Here is a 16,158-nt window from a genome sequence, read left to right as displayed (position 1 = left end):
CAGGGATCAGCAAGGGCCGGCGAGGATCAGCCGGAAGCGGCCTCAGTAGCCGTGCCTCGCGCCGCCGTCCACCGGCACCATCAGACCCGTCAGATACGACGCCGCCGGTGACAGCAGGAACGCGGCCGTCCTGCCGAACTCGTCGGCGGTGCCGTACCTGCGCAGCGGGATACGCGCCTCCTGCGCGGCCTTCGCCGCCGCCGGGTCACCGCCCAGCGCGTCGAGTTCGCGCACCCGGTCCGTGTCGATACGGGACGGCAGCAGCCCGACCACCCGGACACCGCGCGGACCGACCTCGTCCGCCAGGGACTTCGCGAACCCCGCGAGCCCCGGGCGCAGTCCGTTGGAGATCGTCAGACCGGGGATCGGCTCGTGCACGGAGCCCGACAGCACCAGCCCGACGACACCGCCCTCGCCCAGCTCCCCGGCCGCCGTGCGGGCCAGCCGTACCGCGCCGAGGAAGACCGTCTCGAACGCCGTCCGCCACTGCTCCTCCGTGGTGCCGGCCGCGGAACCGGGCGGCGGGCCGCCGACGCTGATCAATACGCCGTCGAATCGGCCGAACCGCTCGCGGGCGACATCGATCAGCCGCCGGGCCGCCGCCGGATCGGCGTTGTCGGCTGCGACGCCCAGCGCACCCGCGCCGAGTTCCGCAGCCGCCTCGGCGACCCGCTTGCCGTCCCGCGCCGAGACGACCACCTTCGCCCCGTCGGCGACCAGCGCACGCGCCGTGGCGTGCCCCAGCCCCCGCGAACCACCCGTCACGACATACACACGGTCCCGCAGTCCCAGATCCATGCCGCCTATCCTGCCGTGCCGTCTTCGGCGAGAGCCAGGGCGGTCACCACCAGGCCGATATGGCTGAACGCCTGCGGGAAGTTGCCGAGCTGCCGGCCCGCCGCCGGGTCGTACTCCTCGGACAGCAGCCCCACGTCGTTGCGCAGCGCCAGCAGCCGCTCGAAGAGTTCCTTCGCCTCCGCCGTGCGCCCCGTCATGTGCAGCGCGTCGGCCAGCCAGAACGAGCAGACCAGGAAGGTGCCTTCGGAGCCCGGCAGCCCGTCGGTCTGCGGGCCCGTCGTCGTGTAGCGGCGGACCAGACCCTCGCGGCCCAGCTCCGCCCGTACCGCGTCGACCGTCCCCACCACCCGGGGGTCGTCGGGCGGCAGGAACCCGACGCGGGGGATGAGCAGCGTCGCCGCGTCCAGCTCCGCCGAGCCGTACGACTGCGTGAAGGTGTTGCGTACCGGGTCGAACCCCTTCTCGCACACCTCCCGGTGCACTTCGTCCCGCATGGCGCGCCAGCGCTTCACGTCCCCCTCCAGCGAGGGGTCCGACTCCAGCGTCCGTACGGCCCGGTCCGCCGCCACCCACGCCATGACCTTGGAGTGCACGAAGTGCCGGCGCGGCCCCCGCACCTCCCACAGCCCCTCGTCCGGCTCGCGCCACTTGGATTCGAGGAAGCCCAGCAGGCTCAACTGGAGTGCCCAGATGTGCCGCTCGGTGGGGATGCCCGCCGCCCGTGCCACATGGAGGGAGTCCATGACCTCCCCGTACACGTCGAGCTGGAGCTGGTTGACCGCCTCGTTGCCGATGCGTACGGGCGCGGAGCCGGCGAATCCGCTCAGCCAGGGCAGCTCCATCTCCGGCAGCCTGCGTTCACCGCCGAGCCCGTACATGATCTGCAGATCCGCCGGGTCGCCGGCGACGGCGCGCAGCAGCCAGTCGCGCCAGGCCACCGCCTCCTCCTGGTAGCCGGCCGCCAGCAGCGCCCCCAGTACGAGCGTCGAGTCGCGCAGCCAGCAGTAGCGGTAGTCCCAGTTGCGGACCCCGCCCATCTCCTCGGGCAGCGAGGTCGTGGGGGCGGCCACGATGCCGCCGGTCGGCGCGTAGATCAGCGCCTTGAGCGTGATCAGCGAGCGCATCACGGCCGCCCGGTGCGGGCCCTCGTACCGGCAGTGCGTGGCCCACTTCTCCCAGTCCTCCAGGCTGTCCGCCAGCTGCTCGAAGGGGTCTATGAGCGGCGGGCGTTCGCGGTGCGACGGGTGCCAGGTCATGATGAACGACACCTTCTCGCCCGCGCCGACCGTGAAGGACGAACAGGTGCTGTAGTGCTGGCCCCAGGTCTTGACCTCGGGCTCGCTGCGCAGCCAGACGGCGTCCGGTCCGGCGACCGCGACCCGGTGGCCGTCCGAGCGGCGCATCCACGGCACGATCGAGCCGTAGTCGAAGCGCAGCCGCAGCGTGGACGACATCTCGACGGAGCCGCTGACGCACTCGACGATCCGCACGATGTCCGGGGCCACGTCGCGCTGGGGCATGAAGTCGGTGACCCGGACGGTGCCGGTACGGGTCTCCCAGACGGATTCGAGGATCAGCGACTCGCCGACGTAGCTGCGGCTCGTGCAGTCGCCGGCGCCGGTCGGCGCCAGCCGCCAGTGGCCGTTCTCCTCGTCGCCGAGGAGGGCGGCGAAGCAGGCCGCCGAGTCGAAGCGCGGCAGGCACAGCCAGTCGATGGAGCCGTTCCTGCCGACGAGGGCCGCGGTCTGCAGATCGCCGATGAGTGCGTAGTCCTCGATGCGTTGGGTCACGCCTGGGCCTCTTCCCGCCCGACAGGCGGGTTAAGCAGGGACGTTACACAGCGGCCGGGGTGGTGGGCGCCTGTTCGGGGGCGCTTTCGGCGGCGGCTGCCTGCCGGTCGCGCTTCTCGCGCCGTACGAGCACCACCCAGCCGACCGGCACACCCGCGACGAACAGCCACCACTGCACCGCGTACGCCATGTGCGGCCCGATCGAGCTGTGGTCGGGGTCGTGGATCTGCTCGGGGCTGCCGCCGTGCGGTACGGGGGCGGTCTGCGCGATGTAGCCGCCGAGCACCCGGAGCCCGGTGAGCCGCTCCTGCTGCTTGCTGTTGATCAGCATGACCTGGCGCGGCGGCAGACCGCTGACGTCCTTGATGCCGCTGGCCGCCGTCGTCTCGTCACCCTGGAGCAGCCCCGTGACGGTGACCACACCCTTCGGGGTGGCCGGGATCTTGGGGAAGGCCCGCTGGTCGCCGTTGGACGGGATCCAGCCGCGGTTGACGATGACCGCCCGGCCGTCGCGCAGGACGAGCGGGATCAGCACGTGGTAGCCGACCTCGCCGTCGTTGGACGTCCTGCGCCGCACGACGACCTCGTGCGCGGGGTCGTACGTGCCGGTGGCGGTGACCCGGCGCCAGTAGTCGGCCTCGGGCACGGTGTGGCCGGGGGACGTGAGGTCCTGGACGGGGAGGGGCTTCGCCTGGAGGTTGTCCGCTATCAGGGTGTTCTGCGCGACCTTGCTCTCGTGCCGGTGAAGCTGCCAGAAACCCAGCTTGATCATCACGGGGATGAGCACGAGGGCGAGAAGGGTGAGGGTCACCCACTGCCGGGACAACAGGAAGCGGTACACGCCTTCGACGGTACCCGCCGCCGAACGCCCCCCGAACGCGGGGTGCCGCCGACGCGCCCGGCCGGGTCGGGGCCGGCCGCCCGCGCGGCTCCGGCCGGACCCGGGTCACCACCCCCGGACGCGCCCGCGCTCCCGTGCGTCAGGCCCTGTCGGACGGGGACTTTCCGCTCGCCGGGGCCACGTCCCGCAGCAGCTGCGTGAACGCCGCCTCGTCGATCACCGGCGTCCCGTACGCCGCCGCCTTGACGTTCTTCGACGTCGTCGACCTCGGGTCGTTGGTGACCAGCAGGCTCGTCAGCCGGGACACGCTCGTCGCGACATGCAGGCCCGCTTCGACCGCGCGGTCCTCCAGCAGCTCCCGGTCGACGGACGTGTCGCCCGAGAACGCCACACGCATGCCCTGCGTCAGGGGACCGCCCGGCTCGTACCTGCCCGGGTTCGGGTACGGGCACGTGGGGCGTTTGCGGGAGGGGCGCCAGCTCGTCTGCTGACGGTACGACGGCTGATAGCCGACCCGGGGCCGGGCCGGGGCGTCCGACCACTCGGTGAGCGGCAGACACTCCAGCAGCGGCAGCCGTACGCCCGTCCTGGCCGCGGTGAGCAGGCTCGGCCGGAACGCCTCGGCGAGCACCCGGGCGTCGTCCAGCGCGTGGTGCGCGCGCTGCTGGACGACCCCGAAGTGCGCGGCCAGCGACTCCAGTTTGTGGTTGGGCAGCGGCAGCGCCAGCTCCTTGGAGAGCGCGATGGTGCACAGCCGCTGCCGGGTCGGCGCCGTACGCCCCGCCCGCGCGTACTCCCGCGCGATCATCGACCAGTCGAAGATCGCGTTGTGCGCGACGAGCACCCGTCCTTCGAGCCGCTCCGCGAACTCCGCCGCGATCTCGGGGAACAGCGGGGCGCCTTCGAGCACATCACTCGTCAGACCGTGGATCCATACGGGTCCTGGGTCCCGCTCGGGGTTGACGAGCGTGTACCAGTGGTCCTCGACCTCGCCGCGCCCGTCCAGCCGGTAGACGGCAGCCGACACTATCCGGTCGTCCCGGGCGAGTCCGGTGGTCTCGACGTCCACGACCGCGTAACCCTGGGGGTAGGCGGTCGGCCACGTCGCTGCAGTCGTATGGTCGTCGAGCATGGTCACAGAGAATACGGGCCGCGGCTGACAGTCCGGCCCCCCGGTCGGATGAGACCCTCCCGTGGTGACTGACACGAATCTTGCCAAGTCCGGCGGAGAGCCGCACAACTCGACCCTCGGCTCCCGGCTCAACTGGCTGCGGGCCGGGGTGCTCGGCGCCAACGACGGCATCGTCTCCACGGCCGGGCTCGTGGTCGGAGTGGCCGGAGCCACCGACTCCCGCTCCGCGTTGCTGACGGCGGGACTCGCCGGGCTGCTGGCCGGTTCGATGTCGATGGCGGCCGGCGAATACGTCTCGGTCTCCACCCAGCGGGACTCCGAGAAGGCGGCGCTGGCGCTGGAGAAGCGCGAGCTGCGCGAGCAGCCCGAGGCCGAACTCGAAGAACTCACCGGGCTGTTGGCCGAGCGGGGGCTGTCACGTGAGGTGGCGCGCGAGGCGGCCCGGCAGCTGACGGAGCGTGACGCGCTGCGGGCGCACGCCAGTGAGGAGCTGGGCATCGACCCCGACGACCTCACCAACCCCTGGCACGCGGCGGGCGCGAGCTTCCTCGCCTTCACGGTGGGCGCGCTGCTCCCGCTGCTCGCCATCGTGCTGCCGCCGCACGGACTGCGGCTGCCGGTGACGGTCCTTTCGGTCCTGGCTGCGCTGGCCCTGACGGGCTGGGGGAGCGCCCGGCTCGGCGCCGCGCCGGTCGGCCGCGCCGTGCTGCGCAACATGGGCGGGGGAGCGGTCGCGATGGCGGTCACGTACGCCGCAGGAGCGCTGCTGGGGGCCGCGGGGGCATGAGAACGCGGGCCGCCCCCCGGAGGGGACGGCCCGCGCCTGTGGTGTCCGCCGTGCTGTTACCAGCGCACCGCGTCCAGCGCGTCCACGAGGCCCGCCCCGTAGAAGCCGTTGTACTGCTTGCCGCCCTGGCACACCGCGTCGGCCGTGCCGTCACCGTCGATGTCGTACGGGTCCGGGCAGGCCGTCGCGTCGGCCTCGGCCAGCAGCAGCGCCTTCACCACGGCGGCGGAGGCGTGCGGATGGCGCGACTTGATCAGCGCGGCGACACCGGCGACGTGCGGGGACGCCATCGACGTACCGGCCATGTAGCCCCACGAACCGCCGGGCAGCGGGCCGAGGATGAGCCCGCTGGTGGCCGGGGCCTGCGGCGGCTGGAGTGACGTGCTGTCACCGCCGGGACCGGCGATGTCGATGATGCCGCGTCCGTAGTTGGAGAACGACGACTTCAACCCCTTGGCCCCGGTGGAGGCGACGGTCACCACACCCGGCAACTGGGTCGGGATGTCGAAGCACTTGGACGGGTCGATGTCCCGGCTGCCCGGCGTGGTGTCGTTCGGGCTCGACGGGTCGGTGATCGAGTCCGACGCGAGGTCGTAGCTCTCGTTGCCCGCCGCGGCCACGTTGACCGTGCCCTTGCTCTCTGCGTACCTGCTGGCCCGGGTGATCGCGTCGACCAGGGCCTTCTGGTCCGGGTCGGTGGTGCAGTTGAAGTACCACGGGTCGGTGTAGTAGCTGTTGTTCGTCACGTCGACGCCGTGCTCGGCGGCCCACACGAAGCCGCAGACGACGGCCTCCGTGTAGAAGAAGCCCTCCGTCGTGGCGACCTTGATGCCGGCCACCTTCACACCCGGCGCGACACCGGTGACGCCGATGCCGTTCTTCGCCGCGGCGATCTCGCCCGCCACATGCGTGCCGTGCGGGCTCTCCGCCGCGCTCGGCCGCCAGGCGCCGTCAGCCGTGTTGGGCTTGCCGCCCACACAGTTGACCGATGCCTTGCGGTCGAAGTTCGGCGCGATGTCCGGGTGGGTGTCGTCGACACCCGTGTCGATGACGGCGACCGTGACGGCACGGCTGCCGAGCGTCTTCTCGTGGGCCTTGTCCGCCTTGATGGCGGGCAGGTCCCACTGCAGGGGCTCCAGCGGGTCCTGGGCCGCCGTCTTCTTCGCCGTCGCCGCCGCGACCTCCTTGGCGGAGAGCACCTTGGGCGTGTCGGTGTCCGTCGTGGACTGGGCGGGCAGCGGCGCCGTACGGGTGGCACCCGCCGACGAGACGCCCCTGGCCTTGCGGACGGTCGTGGCGAAGGCGGGGTTCTTCGAGGTGACGACCGTGACTCCTATCCGGTCGTACGACGTCACCATCGTGCCGCCGGCTCTGACGATCGCTCTCTTCACCGAATCGGCGGTCGAACGGCCGGTCCCGCTGTTGACGACATAGGTCAGCGCCGGTCCGTCCGCGGCGGGCGCGGCGGCGGCACCGGTGCCCCTGCCCGCCTCCGTCGTCGCCGAGGCCGAAGCGGCGGGCAGGGCGAGCGAAGCGGTGAGCGCCAGACCAGCGGTCAGCGCCAGTACGCGCCGCCGTCCGGAACGCAGATGAGCCATGGGGTCTCCACATCATCCGTCGAACCCTCCCGCGCATGCCGCGCGGGACGGGTGGTGTGCATGACGAGCGAAGTTATCCCCGATCGACCGTGACTCTCAATCATTTCCGGAAGAAAAAGGCCCGGGTTGAACCGGTGCGCCGAGACGGCCGTGCGGTTGGCAGAGGGACGAGTTCCGCTCGCCCGTACCGTCCGCCCGTCCGTAACGCGTCACACCGACGTCACCACGAGGAGAGTCCGTGGCCACCGAAGTACCGCCGCCGCCCGATGGCGGTCAGGACACCAAGCCCGCCGAGGCGACCCCGACCCTGCCCAAACAGGCGGGACCGCCGGCGACAGGCCCCAGCACGGCACAGTTCGTCACGGTGCAGGAGAGCGCCGAGTTCGGCGAACTCCGCCGCACCTACCGCTCCTTCGCCTTCCCGCTGACCGTCGCCTTCATCCTCTGGTACCTGCTGTACGTGCTGCTGTCCAACTACGCGGGCGGCTTCATGGGCACCAAGGTCTTCGGCAACATCAACGTCGCCCTGGTCTTCGGTCTGGCCCAGTTCCTCACCACCTTCCTCATCGCCTGGTTCTACGCGCGGCACGCGGCCCGGAAGCTCGACCCGAAGGCGGACGCCATCAAGTCCCGTATGGAGGCCGACGTATGAGCGCATCGACCCACCTGCAGCTCGCGGCGGCCGCGGACGTCAGTGACCACCGGACACTGATCATCACGCTGTTCGCCGTCATCGTCGCCGCGACCCTCGCCATCACGGTCTGGGCGGGACGGCAGACCAGGAGCGCCGCCGACTTCTACGCCGGCGGCCGGCAGTTCTCCGGCTTCCAGAACGGCCTCGCCGTGTCGGGCGACTACATGTCGGCCGCTTCCTTCCTCGGTATCGCGGGCGCCATCGCGATCTTCGGCTACGACGGCTTCCTCTACTCCATCGGCTTCCTCGTCGCCTGGCTGGTCGCGCTGCTGCTCGTCGCCGAGCCGCTGCGCAACTCCGGCCGTTACACGATGGGTGACGTGCTCGCGTACCGGATGCGCCAGCGCCCCGTGCGGACCGCGGCCGGTGTATCGACGATCGTCGTCTCGATCTTCTACCTGCTGGCGCAGATGGCCGGCGCGGGTGTGCTCGTCTCGCTGCTGCTCGGCATCACCAGCGACGCCGGGAAGATCGCCATCGTCGCGCTGGTCGGCGTCCTGATGATCTTCTACGTCACCATCGGCGGGATGAAGGGCACCACCTGGGTGCAGATGGTCAAGGCCGTCCTGCTCATCGCGGGCACGATCCTCATCACCTTCCTGATCCTGCTGAAGTTCAACTTCAACCTGTCCGACCTGCTCGGCACGGCGGCGAGCAACAGCGGCAAGGGCTCCGCGTTCCTGGAGCCGGGGCTCAAGTACGGCGCGACGGGCACGTCGAAGCTGGACTTCCTCTCGCTGGGCATCGCGCTCGTCCTCGGCACCGCAGGACTGCCGCACATCCTGATCCGCTTCTACACCGTGCCGACGGCCAGGGCCGCGCGTAAGTCGGTCATCTGGGCGATCGGCATCATCGGCGCCTTCTACCTGATGACGATCGTCCTCGGCTTCGGCGCCGCCGCCATCCTCAAGCCCGGCGACATCATCGCGTCCAACCCGGCGGGCAACACGGCAGCTCCGCTCGCCGCGCTGGAGATCGGCGGCGGCGGTGACTCCACCGGCGGCGCCGTCCTGCTGGCGGTGATCTCCGCGGTCGCCTTCGCGACGATCCTCGCCGTCGTCGCGGGACTGACGCTCGCCTCGTCGTCGTCGTTCGCGCACGACATCTACGCCAACGTCATCCGCAGGGGCAAGGCGACCGAGAAGGAGGAGATCCGCGCCGCCCGCTGGGCGACCGTCGCCATCGGCATCGTCTCCATCGCGCTCGGCGCCCTCTCCAGGGATCTGAACGTGGCGGGGCTCGTCGCGCTCGCCTTCGCCGTCGCCGCTTCGGCGAACCTGCCGACGCTCCTCTACAGCCTGTTCTGGAAGCGCTTCACCACCCAGGGCGCCCTGTGGTCGATCTACGGCGGTCTCGCCTCGTCCGTCCTGCTGGTGCTGTTCTCGCCCGTCGTCTCCGGCAAGCCGTCGTCGATGTTCCCCGACGTCGACTTCCACTTCTTCCCGCTGGAGAACCCGGGCCTGATCTCGATCCCGCTGGGCTTCCTGCTCGGCTGGCTCGGCACCCTGTTCTCCAAGGAGGAGCCGGACACCGGCAAGTACGCCGAGCTGGAGGTCAAGTCGCTCACCGGGACCGGAGCCCAGTAGACCCTTCCTGGTCACCGTCCTGACCAGCGGAAACAGCCCACCGGCGCGGCCGTGTCGTAGAGACCTACGACACGGCCGCGCCGTTCCTTGTGGCAAGCGGGGCAAGAGCGATGTCGGTGCACTGACGTAGTCTCGAAAGTGACCTGATCCATTGGAAGGTCACCGAAATGGGAGGGAGGCCGCCATGCTCATCGACACCTATGGCCGCGTGGCCACCGACCTGCGCGTCTCGCTCACCGACCGCTGCAATCTGCGGTGTACGTACTGCATGCCCGAGGAGGGCCTGCAATGGCTCGGCAAGTCCGATCTGCTGAGTGACGACGAGATCGTCCGGCTGATCACGATCGCCGTGACCACCCTCGGCATCACCGAGGTCCGCTTCACCGGCGGCGAGCCGCTGCTCAGGCCCGGCCTCGCCGGCATCGTGGAGCGCTGCGCCGCGCTGGAGCCGCGCCCCCGGATGTCGCTGACCACCAACGGGATAGCCCTGGCCCGTACCGCCCCCGCCCTCAAGGCCGCCGGGCTCGACCGGGTCAACGTCTCGCTCGACACACTGCGGCCCGACGTCTTCAAGACCCTCACCCGCCGTGACCGGCACGCGGACGTACTGGCCGGGCTCGAAGCCGCTCAGCGGGCCGGGCTGAACCCCATCAAGATCAACACGGTCCTGATGCCGGGGCTCAACGACGACGAGGCCCCCGAGCTGCTCGCCTGGGCCGTCGAGAACAGCTACGAGCTGCGCTTCATCGAACAGATGCCGCTCGACGCCCAGCACGGCTGGAAGCGGGACGGCATGATCACGGCCGGCGACATCCTGCGCTCACTGAGCGAGCGCTTCACCCTGACGCCGGAGAGCCAGGAGACCCGGGGCGCCGCGCCGGCCGAGCGCTGGATCGTGGACGGCGGACCGCACCGCGTCGGTGTCATCGGCTCCGTCACCCGCCCGTTCTGCGCCGCCTGCGACCGCACCCGGCTCACCGCCGACGGCCAGGTCCGTAACTGCCTGTTCGCCAGTGAGGAGACCGATCTGCGCGCCGCGCTCCGCTCGGACGCGCCCGACGAGGACGTGGCGGCGCTTTGGAAGCAGGCCATGTGGGGCAAGAAGGCCGGCTCGGGCCTCGACGACCCCGCGTTCCTCCAGCCGGCGCGGCCGATGTCAGCGATCGGCGGCTGACTCCTCCCACTCCCGCAGGGTGACGACGTCCTTGAGGAAGCCGCGCACCCCGAGGAACGACGACAGATGCTCGCGGTGTTCGTCGCAGGCCAGCCAGGTCTTGCGGCGCTCGGGAGTGTGCAGCTTGGGGTTGTTCCAGGCGAGCACCCACACGGCGGCGGCGCGGCAGCCCTTGGCCGAGCACACCGGGGCCCCGTCGCCCGTCATGTCAGGGCGGGGACCGAAGAAACCGAGTGGATCGGAGGAGTCTGGGGAGGTCACACCTCAACCCTAGATGCCGTGCCCCACAGCCCGAAATGGCGACGCCGAGCAGCCACGGGGGGAGCTGCCCGGCGTCGGTCCGTCGCTCCGACGGGGGATGCGGAGCGCCTAAGAAGTATGTCATGGGCAGTCGGGTGCCCGGCACCGGAACTTCGGGATTGATCTGAGCTTTTCCTGAGCTTACGTAGGCCTTGCGATCAGGTCCGTACCAGCGTCACACCACCGGAGCCGACGGTCCCTCACCTTCGGCCGGCTTCGGCTCCACCGGGCCCGCCACCGGCGCGATCATCGGCCGGGTCGGCGCCGTCACGAAGGTCGAAGGCAGCGAGGACGCGTTCTCCCGGCCCCCGTTGGCGATCACCACAGCCACGTACGGCAGCAGCAGCCCCAGCGCCAGCGTGACGATCGCGACGGGCCGCTCCACGTTCCACAACACAGCCGTCAGGATCACCGCGAGTGTCCTGATCGACATCGAGATCACATAGCGCCGCTGTCTGCCGCGCACGTCCTCGGCGAGCCCCGTCCGCGCCCCGGTGATCCGGAAGACCTCGGCGCCGCTCTGCTTCCGCGTCACAACCCACCACCCGATTCCACTGCCGGGCCCCCCGGCCGTCCGGGCCTGCCCGCCCCACACGGTACGCCGCGCCGGGCCCGTTCACGAGGGTGGGGCGGAGGTGTGGCCGGACCCGTACGGCGCCGTCCGGCGTGCGTGGTACCGGCCCGCGCCACAGACTGAGCCAGACGTGCGCAACTCGCGCCGCCTGAGGAGGGCGTCCATGAACTGGTTGTGGATCATCATCGTGGGCCTGGTGCTGGGTCTGCTCGCCAAGGCGATCATCCCCGGCAAGCAGCGGATCCCGCTCTGGCTGACCGTCGTCTTCGGCATCCTCGGCAGCCTTCTCGGCAACGCGGCCGCAGGCTGGTTCGGCGTCGCCGACACCAAGGGCATCGACTGGACCCGGCACGTGCTCCAGCTGATCGGCGCCGTCCTCGTCGTCTTCGTCGGCGACATGATCTGGAACTCGATCAGAGGCAACCGGCGACAGCGCGCCTGACCCGCGAGGGCAGGGACACAGGACCCGGGGTCACGGGCGGGACAGCGTGGTCAGCCGCCCGTGACCTCGTCACGTACCTCGATCGCCGCCAGGTTCTTCTTGCCCCTGCGCAGCACCAGCCACCGGCCGTTCAGCAGCTCCGCACGGTCGGGTACGGCCTCGGCGTCCGCCACCTTCACGTTGTTCACGTACGCCCCGCCCTCCTTGACGGTGCGCCGCGCGGCCGACTTGCTCGGCGCGAGACCCACCTCGGTGAAGAGGTCCACCACCGGGCCGAGTTCGGCCACGGTCGCCCTCGGCACCTCGGAGAGCGCCGCGCTCAGCGTCGCGTCGTCCAGCTCGTCGAGCTGCCCCTGCCCGAACAGCGCACGGGAGGCGGCCACCACGGCGGCGCACTGCTCGGCGCCGTGCACCAGCGTCGTCAGCTCCTCGGCCAGCGCCCGCTGCGCTGCGCGCGCCTGCGGGCGCTCCCGGGTCAGCTCCTCCAGCTCCTCGATCTCCGTGCGCGAGGCGAAGCTGAAGATCCGCAGGAACTTGGAGATGTCCCGGTCGTCGGCGTTCAGCCAGAACTGGTAGAAGGCGTACGGCGTCGTCATCTCCGGGTCGAGCCAGATGGCGCCGCCCTCGGTCTTGCCGAACTTCGTGCCGTCCGCCTTGGTGATCAGCGGAGTGGCCAGCGCGTGTGCCGAAGCGCCCTCGACCCGGTGGATCAGGTCGATACCGGCCGTCAGATTGCCCCACTGGTCGCTGCCGCCGGTCTGCATCGTGCAGCCGTACTCCTGGAACAGCTTCAGGAAGTCCATGCCCTGGAGGATCTGGTAGCTGAACTCCGTGTAGCTGATGCCCTGGTCGGAGTTGAGCCGGCGCGCCACCGCCTCCTTCGCGATCATCTTGTTGACCCGGAAGTACTTGCCGATGTCGCGCAGGAACTCGATCGCGGAGAGCCCCGACGTCCAGTCCAGGTTGTTCACCATGGTCGCCGCGTTGGGACCCTCGAACGAGAGGAACGGCTCGATCTGCCCCTTGACCCGCTCGACCCAGTCGGCGACGGTCTCGGGCGCGTTCAGCGTCCGCTCCGCCGTGGGCTTGGGGTCACCGATCAGCCCGGTCGCCCCGCCCACCAGCGCCAGCGGGCGGTGGCCCGCCTGCTGGAGCCGCCGGATGGTGAGGATCTGCACCAGGTTGCCCAGATGCAGGCTCGGCGCCGTGGGGTCGAAACCGCAATAGACCGTGACGGGGCCGTCCGCGAACGCCTTGCGCAACGCGTCCTCGTCAGTGGATACGGCGATCAGGCCGCGCCACTGAAGCTCGTCGACGATGTCCGTCACGGGTCTCGTGTCTCCTCTGGTGAGTGCCGAAGCGATGGAGCGATGCCTACCGGCGGCGCGAAGGGCGCGCCGACGTCCAGTGTATTGGGGTCACACCCCCTGGCTGACCGAGCTCATGTTGAAATCGGGGATCCGCAGGGCGGGCATCGCCGCCCGGGTGAAGTAGTCCCCCCATTCACGCGGCAGCGTCTTCTCGGTACGGCCCGCCTCGGTGGCCCGCGACAGCAGACCGACCGGCGACTCGTTGAACCGGAAGTTGTTCACCTCGCCGACGACCTCGCCGTTCTCGACGAGATACACCCCGTCCCTGGTCAGCCCGGTCAGCAGCAGCGTCGCCGGATCGACCTCGCGGATGTACCACAGGCACGTCAGCAGCAGCCCGCGCTCCGTGGCGGCGACCATCTCGTCCAGCGAGCGCTCACCGCCGCCGTCCAGCACCAGATTGCCGATGCCGGGCGCCACGGGCAGCCCGGTCAGCGCCGCGCTGTGCCGGGTGGTGACCAGGTGTTCCAGACGGCCGTCCTTGACCCAGTCCGTCGCCGACAGCGGCAGACCGTTGTCGAAGACCGAGGCGTCGTCGCCCGAGGCGTGCGCCAGCACGAACGGCGCCGACTCCAGGCCGGGCTCGTCCGGGTCGCTGCGCAGTGTCAGCGGCAGCTCGGAGAGCGTCTCCCCGACGCGGGTGCCGCCGCCGGGGCGGGAGAAGACCGTACGGCCCTCGACCGCGTCGCGCGCGGCGGCCGACCAGAGCTGGTAGATCAGCAGGTCGGCCACGGCGGTCGGCGGCAGCAGCGTCTCGTACCGGCCCGCCGGCAGGTCGATCTTCCGCTCGGCCCAGGCCAGCCGCTTGGCCAGCTCGGCGTCGAGCGCTCCCGGGTCGACGTCCTTGAAGTCGCGGGTGGCGCGGCCCGCCCAGGCGGAGCGGGTGCGGTCGGGCGACTTGGCGTTCAGCTCCAGCGTGCCGTTGGGCTGGTCGTGCCGTAGCCGTACGCCCGTCGACGTACCGAGGTAGGCCGACGACAGCTCGTGGTTGGCGAAGCCGTACAGCTCACGGCCGCCCGCGCGGGCCCGCGCGAAGGCCTCGCCGAGGGCGGGCGCGAAGTCGGCGAAGACCGCTGACGTCGTCTCGACGGGCGCGTCCGTGAAGTCGCCCGAGGCCTCTCCCGCGGCGACGAGCGGGGTGGCGTCCTCGGCGGGACCCGCGCCGCGCGCCGCCGCCTCGGCGGCCCGTACCAGCGGCTCCAGGTCGTCGGCGGTCACCGCGGAGCGCGAGACGACACCGGAGGCGGTGCCCTCGGCGCCGTCCACGGTCGCGATGACGGTGAGCGTACGGCCGCGGGTGACCCCGTTGGTGGTGAGCGCGTTGCCCGCCCAGCGGAGGTTGGCCGACGAGTGCTCCTCGGCGATGACCACACACCCGTCGGCCGTCGACAGGCCGAGAGCGCGCTCGACGATCTCGTGCGGCTTGCTGACGCCGCTCGTGGCTGCCTTCATCGCCCTGCCTCCTGCGTGGTGTTGAGGATGTTCACGCCGCGGAACAGCGCCGAGGGGCAGCCGTGCGAGACCGCGGCCACCTGGCCCGGCTGGGCCTTGCCGCAGTTGAAGGCACCGCCGAGGACATACGTCTGCGGTCCGCCGACCGCCTCCATCGAGCCCCAGAAGTCGGTGGTCATCGCCTGGTAGGCCACGTCGCGCAGCTGGCCCGCCAGCTTGCCGTTCTCGATGCGGAAGAACCGCTGCCCGGTGAACTGGAAGTTGTAGCGCTGCATGTCGATGGACCACGAACGGTCACCGACCACATAGATCCCGCGCTCGACCCCGCCGATCAGATCGTCCGTGCCGAGCCCGCCCGGATCGGCCGCCAGCGACACGTTCGCCATCCGCTGCACCGGCACATGGCCGGGGGAGTCGGCGTACGCGCAGCCGTTGGAGCGGTCGAAGCCGGTGAGCTTCGCGATCCTGCGGTCCAGCTGGTACCCGACGAGCGTGCCGTCCTTCACCAGGTCCCACGACTGGCCCTCGACGCCCTCGTCGTCGTACCCGATCGTGGCGAGCCCGTGCTCGGCGGTCCTGTCGCCCGTCACATTCATCACCGACGAGCCGTACGCCAGCTTCCCCAGCTGGTCGAAGGTGGCGAACGAGGTGCCCGCGTAGGCCGCTTCGTAGCCCAGCGCCCGGTCCAGCTCGGTGGCGTGACCGATCGACTCATGGATCGTCAGCCACAGGTTGGACGGGTCGACGACAAGGTCGTACGTCCCCGCCTCGACGCTCGGCGCGCGCATCTTCTCGGCGAGCAGTCCCGGGATGCGCTCCAGCTCGCCGTCCCAGTCCCAGCCCGTCCCGGTCAGATACTCCCAGCCCCTGCCGACCGGCGGGGCGATGGTGCGCATCGAGTCGAACTCGCCGCTCTTCTCGTCCACGGCGACCGCCGTGAGCTGCGGATGCAGCCGCACCCGCTGCTGCGTCGTGACGGTGCCCGCGGTGTCCGCGTAGAACTTGTTCTCGTGCACGGTCAGCAGCGAGGCGTCCACATGCGTGACGCCGTCGGCGCGCAGCAGCCGGGCGCTCCACTCGGCGAGCAGCCCGCTCTTGTCCTCGTCGGGCACCGTGAACGGATCGATGTCGTACGCCGACACCCACGTCTTCTCGGCGTGCACCGGCTCGTCCGCCAGCTCCACCCGCTCGTCGGAACCCGCCGCCGCGATCACCTTCGCCGACAGCTTCGCCATCGCCACCGCCTGGCCGGCCACCCGGGCCGCCGCGTCCATCGACAGGTCGACACCGGAGGCGAACCCCCAGGCGCCGCCGTGCACGACACGGACCGCGTACCCGACGTCCGTCGAGTCCGCCGAACCGGCCGGCTTGGCGTCCCGCAGCCGCCAGGCGGCGCTGCGTACCCGCTCGAACCGGAAGTCGGCGTGGTCGGCGCCGAGCGCACGGGCCCTGGCGAGCGCCGCGTCGGCCAGCGCCCTCAGCGGCAGGGCCAGAAACGACTGATCTACCTCATGGGGCACTGCGGCCTCTCCTTCGCACGCCCCGGGTCTCGTCCCGGGGACACGTATCCGGCAGTGAATCACGCGAGGCGGCCCGTACGAAGCAGGATTCCGGTCCGTA

At 70.8% G+C, this 16,158-nt stretch carries 15 protein-coding genes; 5 read left to right on the top strand and 10 right to left on the bottom strand.

All coding sequences use genetic code 11. The features are described from left to right. Window positions 1–42: 42 nt before the first annotated feature. The 4 genes from OHS57_RS09025 to OHS57_RS09010 all read right to left on the bottom strand — a co-directional run bounded on the left by OHS57_RS09025 (window position 43) and on the right by OHS57_RS09010 (window position 4,561). On the bottom strand, window positions 43–798 hold the full coding sequence (locus tag OHS57_RS09025) for an SDR family oxidoreductase (RefSeq protein ID WP_041991062.1): 756 nt from the start codon (window positions 796–798) through the stop codon (window positions 43–45). 5 nt (window positions 799–803) lie between these two features. Continuing rightward, window positions 804–2,588 carry a glycoside hydrolase family 15 protein gene (locus tag OHS57_RS09020; protein WP_328581582.1) on the bottom strand — a complete coding sequence of 595 codons (1,785 nt, stop codon included), beginning with the start codon at window positions 2,586–2,588 and terminating at the stop codon, window positions 804–806. Window positions 2,589–2,631: 43 nt separating this feature from the next. Beyond that, window positions 2,632–3,429: an SURF1 family cytochrome oxidase biogenesis protein gene (locus tag OHS57_RS09015; RefSeq protein ID WP_328581581.1), complete on the bottom strand. Its 798-nt coding sequence runs from the start codon at window positions 3,427–3,429 to the stop codon at window positions 2,632–2,634. Between the two features lie 139 nt (window positions 3,430–3,568). After that, the gene (locus tag OHS57_RS09010; protein WP_328581580.1) at window positions 3,569–4,561 is read right to left on the bottom strand and encodes a DEDDh family exonuclease; all 993 of its coding nucleotides are present in this window, start codon (window positions 4,559–4,561) and stop codon (window positions 3,569–3,571) included. 64 nt (window positions 4,562–4,625) lie between these two features. Between OHS57_RS09010 and OHS57_RS09005 the strand changes: the two genes are divergently transcribed. Beyond that, window positions 4,626–5,348 (top strand): VIT1/CCC1 transporter family protein, encoded by a 723-nt coding sequence (locus tag OHS57_RS09005; protein WP_041996724.1) that lies wholly within the window; start codon window positions 4,626–4,628, stop codon window positions 5,346–5,348. A gap of 56 nt (window positions 5,349–5,404) precedes the next feature. Here the strand turns inward: OHS57_RS09005 and OHS57_RS09000 are convergent, their stop codons facing one another. Beyond that, window positions 5,405–6,946: a S8 family peptidase gene (locus OHS57_RS09000; protein WP_328581579.1), complete on the bottom strand. Its 1,542-nt coding sequence runs from the start codon at window positions 6,944–6,946 to the stop codon at window positions 5,405–5,407. A 238-nt stretch (window positions 6,947–7,184) separates the two neighbouring features. Between OHS57_RS09000 and OHS57_RS08995 the strand changes: the two genes are divergently transcribed. From OHS57_RS08995 to moaA, 3 genes are all read left to right on the top strand, one after another. Beyond that, window positions 7,185–7,598, top strand: a complete 414-nt coding sequence (locus tag OHS57_RS08995) for a DUF485 domain-containing protein (RefSeq protein ID WP_078863703.1) — start codon at window positions 7,185–7,187, stop codon at window positions 7,596–7,598. Beyond that, complete coding sequence (locus OHS57_RS08990) at window positions 7,595–9,226, top strand: solute symporter family protein (RefSeq protein ID WP_041991072.1); 1,632 nt, start codon at window positions 7,595–7,597, stop codon at window positions 9,224–9,226. Before OHS57_RS08995 ends, OHS57_RS08990 begins: the two co-directional genes overlap by 4 nt. A 184-nt stretch (window positions 9,227–9,410) precedes the next feature. After that, window positions 9,411–10,400, top strand: coding sequence for a GTP 3',8-cyclase MoaA (gene moaA / locus OHS57_RS08985; protein ID WP_041991074.1), 990 nt, complete (start codon window positions 9,411–9,413; stop codon window positions 10,398–10,400). On the opposite strand, the gene OHS57_RS08980 is transcribed toward moaA, so the two are convergent. Together OHS57_RS08980 and OHS57_RS08975 are read right to left on the bottom strand one after the other, a co-directional pair. Next, window positions 10,383–10,607 (bottom strand): hypothetical protein, encoded by a 225-nt coding sequence (locus OHS57_RS08980; RefSeq protein WP_041991076.1) that lies wholly within the window; start codon window positions 10,605–10,607, stop codon window positions 10,383–10,385. The two genes, moaA and OHS57_RS08980, sit on opposite strands and share 18 nt — an antisense overlap. 268 nt (window positions 10,608–10,875) lie before the next feature. Next, window positions 10,876–11,235, bottom strand: a complete 360-nt coding sequence (locus OHS57_RS08975; protein ID WP_041991078.1) for a DUF3099 domain-containing protein — start codon at window positions 11,233–11,235, stop codon at window positions 10,876–10,878. Window positions 11,236–11,437: 202 nt separating this feature from the next. On the opposite strand from OHS57_RS08975, the gene OHS57_RS08970 reads away from it, so the two are divergent. Continuing rightward, on the top strand, window positions 11,438–11,716 hold the full coding sequence (locus OHS57_RS08970) for a GlsB/YeaQ/YmgE family stress response membrane protein (RefSeq protein ID WP_041991080.1): 279 nt from the start codon (window positions 11,438–11,440) through the stop codon (window positions 11,714–11,716). Window positions 11,717–11,766: 50 nt separating this feature from the next. Here the strand turns inward: OHS57_RS08970 and tyrS are convergent, their stop codons facing one another. The 3 genes from tyrS to OHS57_RS08955 all read right to left on the bottom strand — a co-directional run bounded on the left by tyrS (window position 11,767) and on the right by OHS57_RS08955 (window position 16,058). Beyond that, entirely contained in the window at window positions 11,767–13,044 is a 1,278-nt protein-coding gene (tyrS, locus tag OHS57_RS08965) for a tyrosine--tRNA ligase (protein ID WP_041991082.1), read from the bottom strand. 90 nt (window positions 13,045–13,134) lie between these two features. After that, window positions 13,135–14,538, bottom strand: a complete 1,404-nt coding sequence (locus OHS57_RS08960) for a metallopeptidase TldD-related protein (protein WP_041991084.1) — start codon at window positions 14,536–14,538, stop codon at window positions 13,135–13,137. Beyond that, a complete protein-coding gene (locus OHS57_RS08955; RefSeq protein ID WP_328581578.1) occupies window positions 14,535–16,058 on the bottom strand; it encodes a TldD/PmbA family protein in 1,524 nt (507 codons plus the stop codon). The genes OHS57_RS08960 and OHS57_RS08955 overlap by 4 nt, the downstream gene beginning before the upstream one ends. Window positions 16,059–16,158 lie beyond the last annotated feature (100 nt).

This window comes from Streptomyces sp. NBC_00370 (assembly GCF_036084755.1).
In the GTDB taxonomy this organism is placed as follows: Bacteria; Actinomycetota; Actinomycetes; order Streptomycetales; family Streptomycetaceae; genus Streptomyces.
Note: the sequence above shows the minus strand (reverse complement) of the source record. Positions and strands in the feature narration are given on the sequence as shown.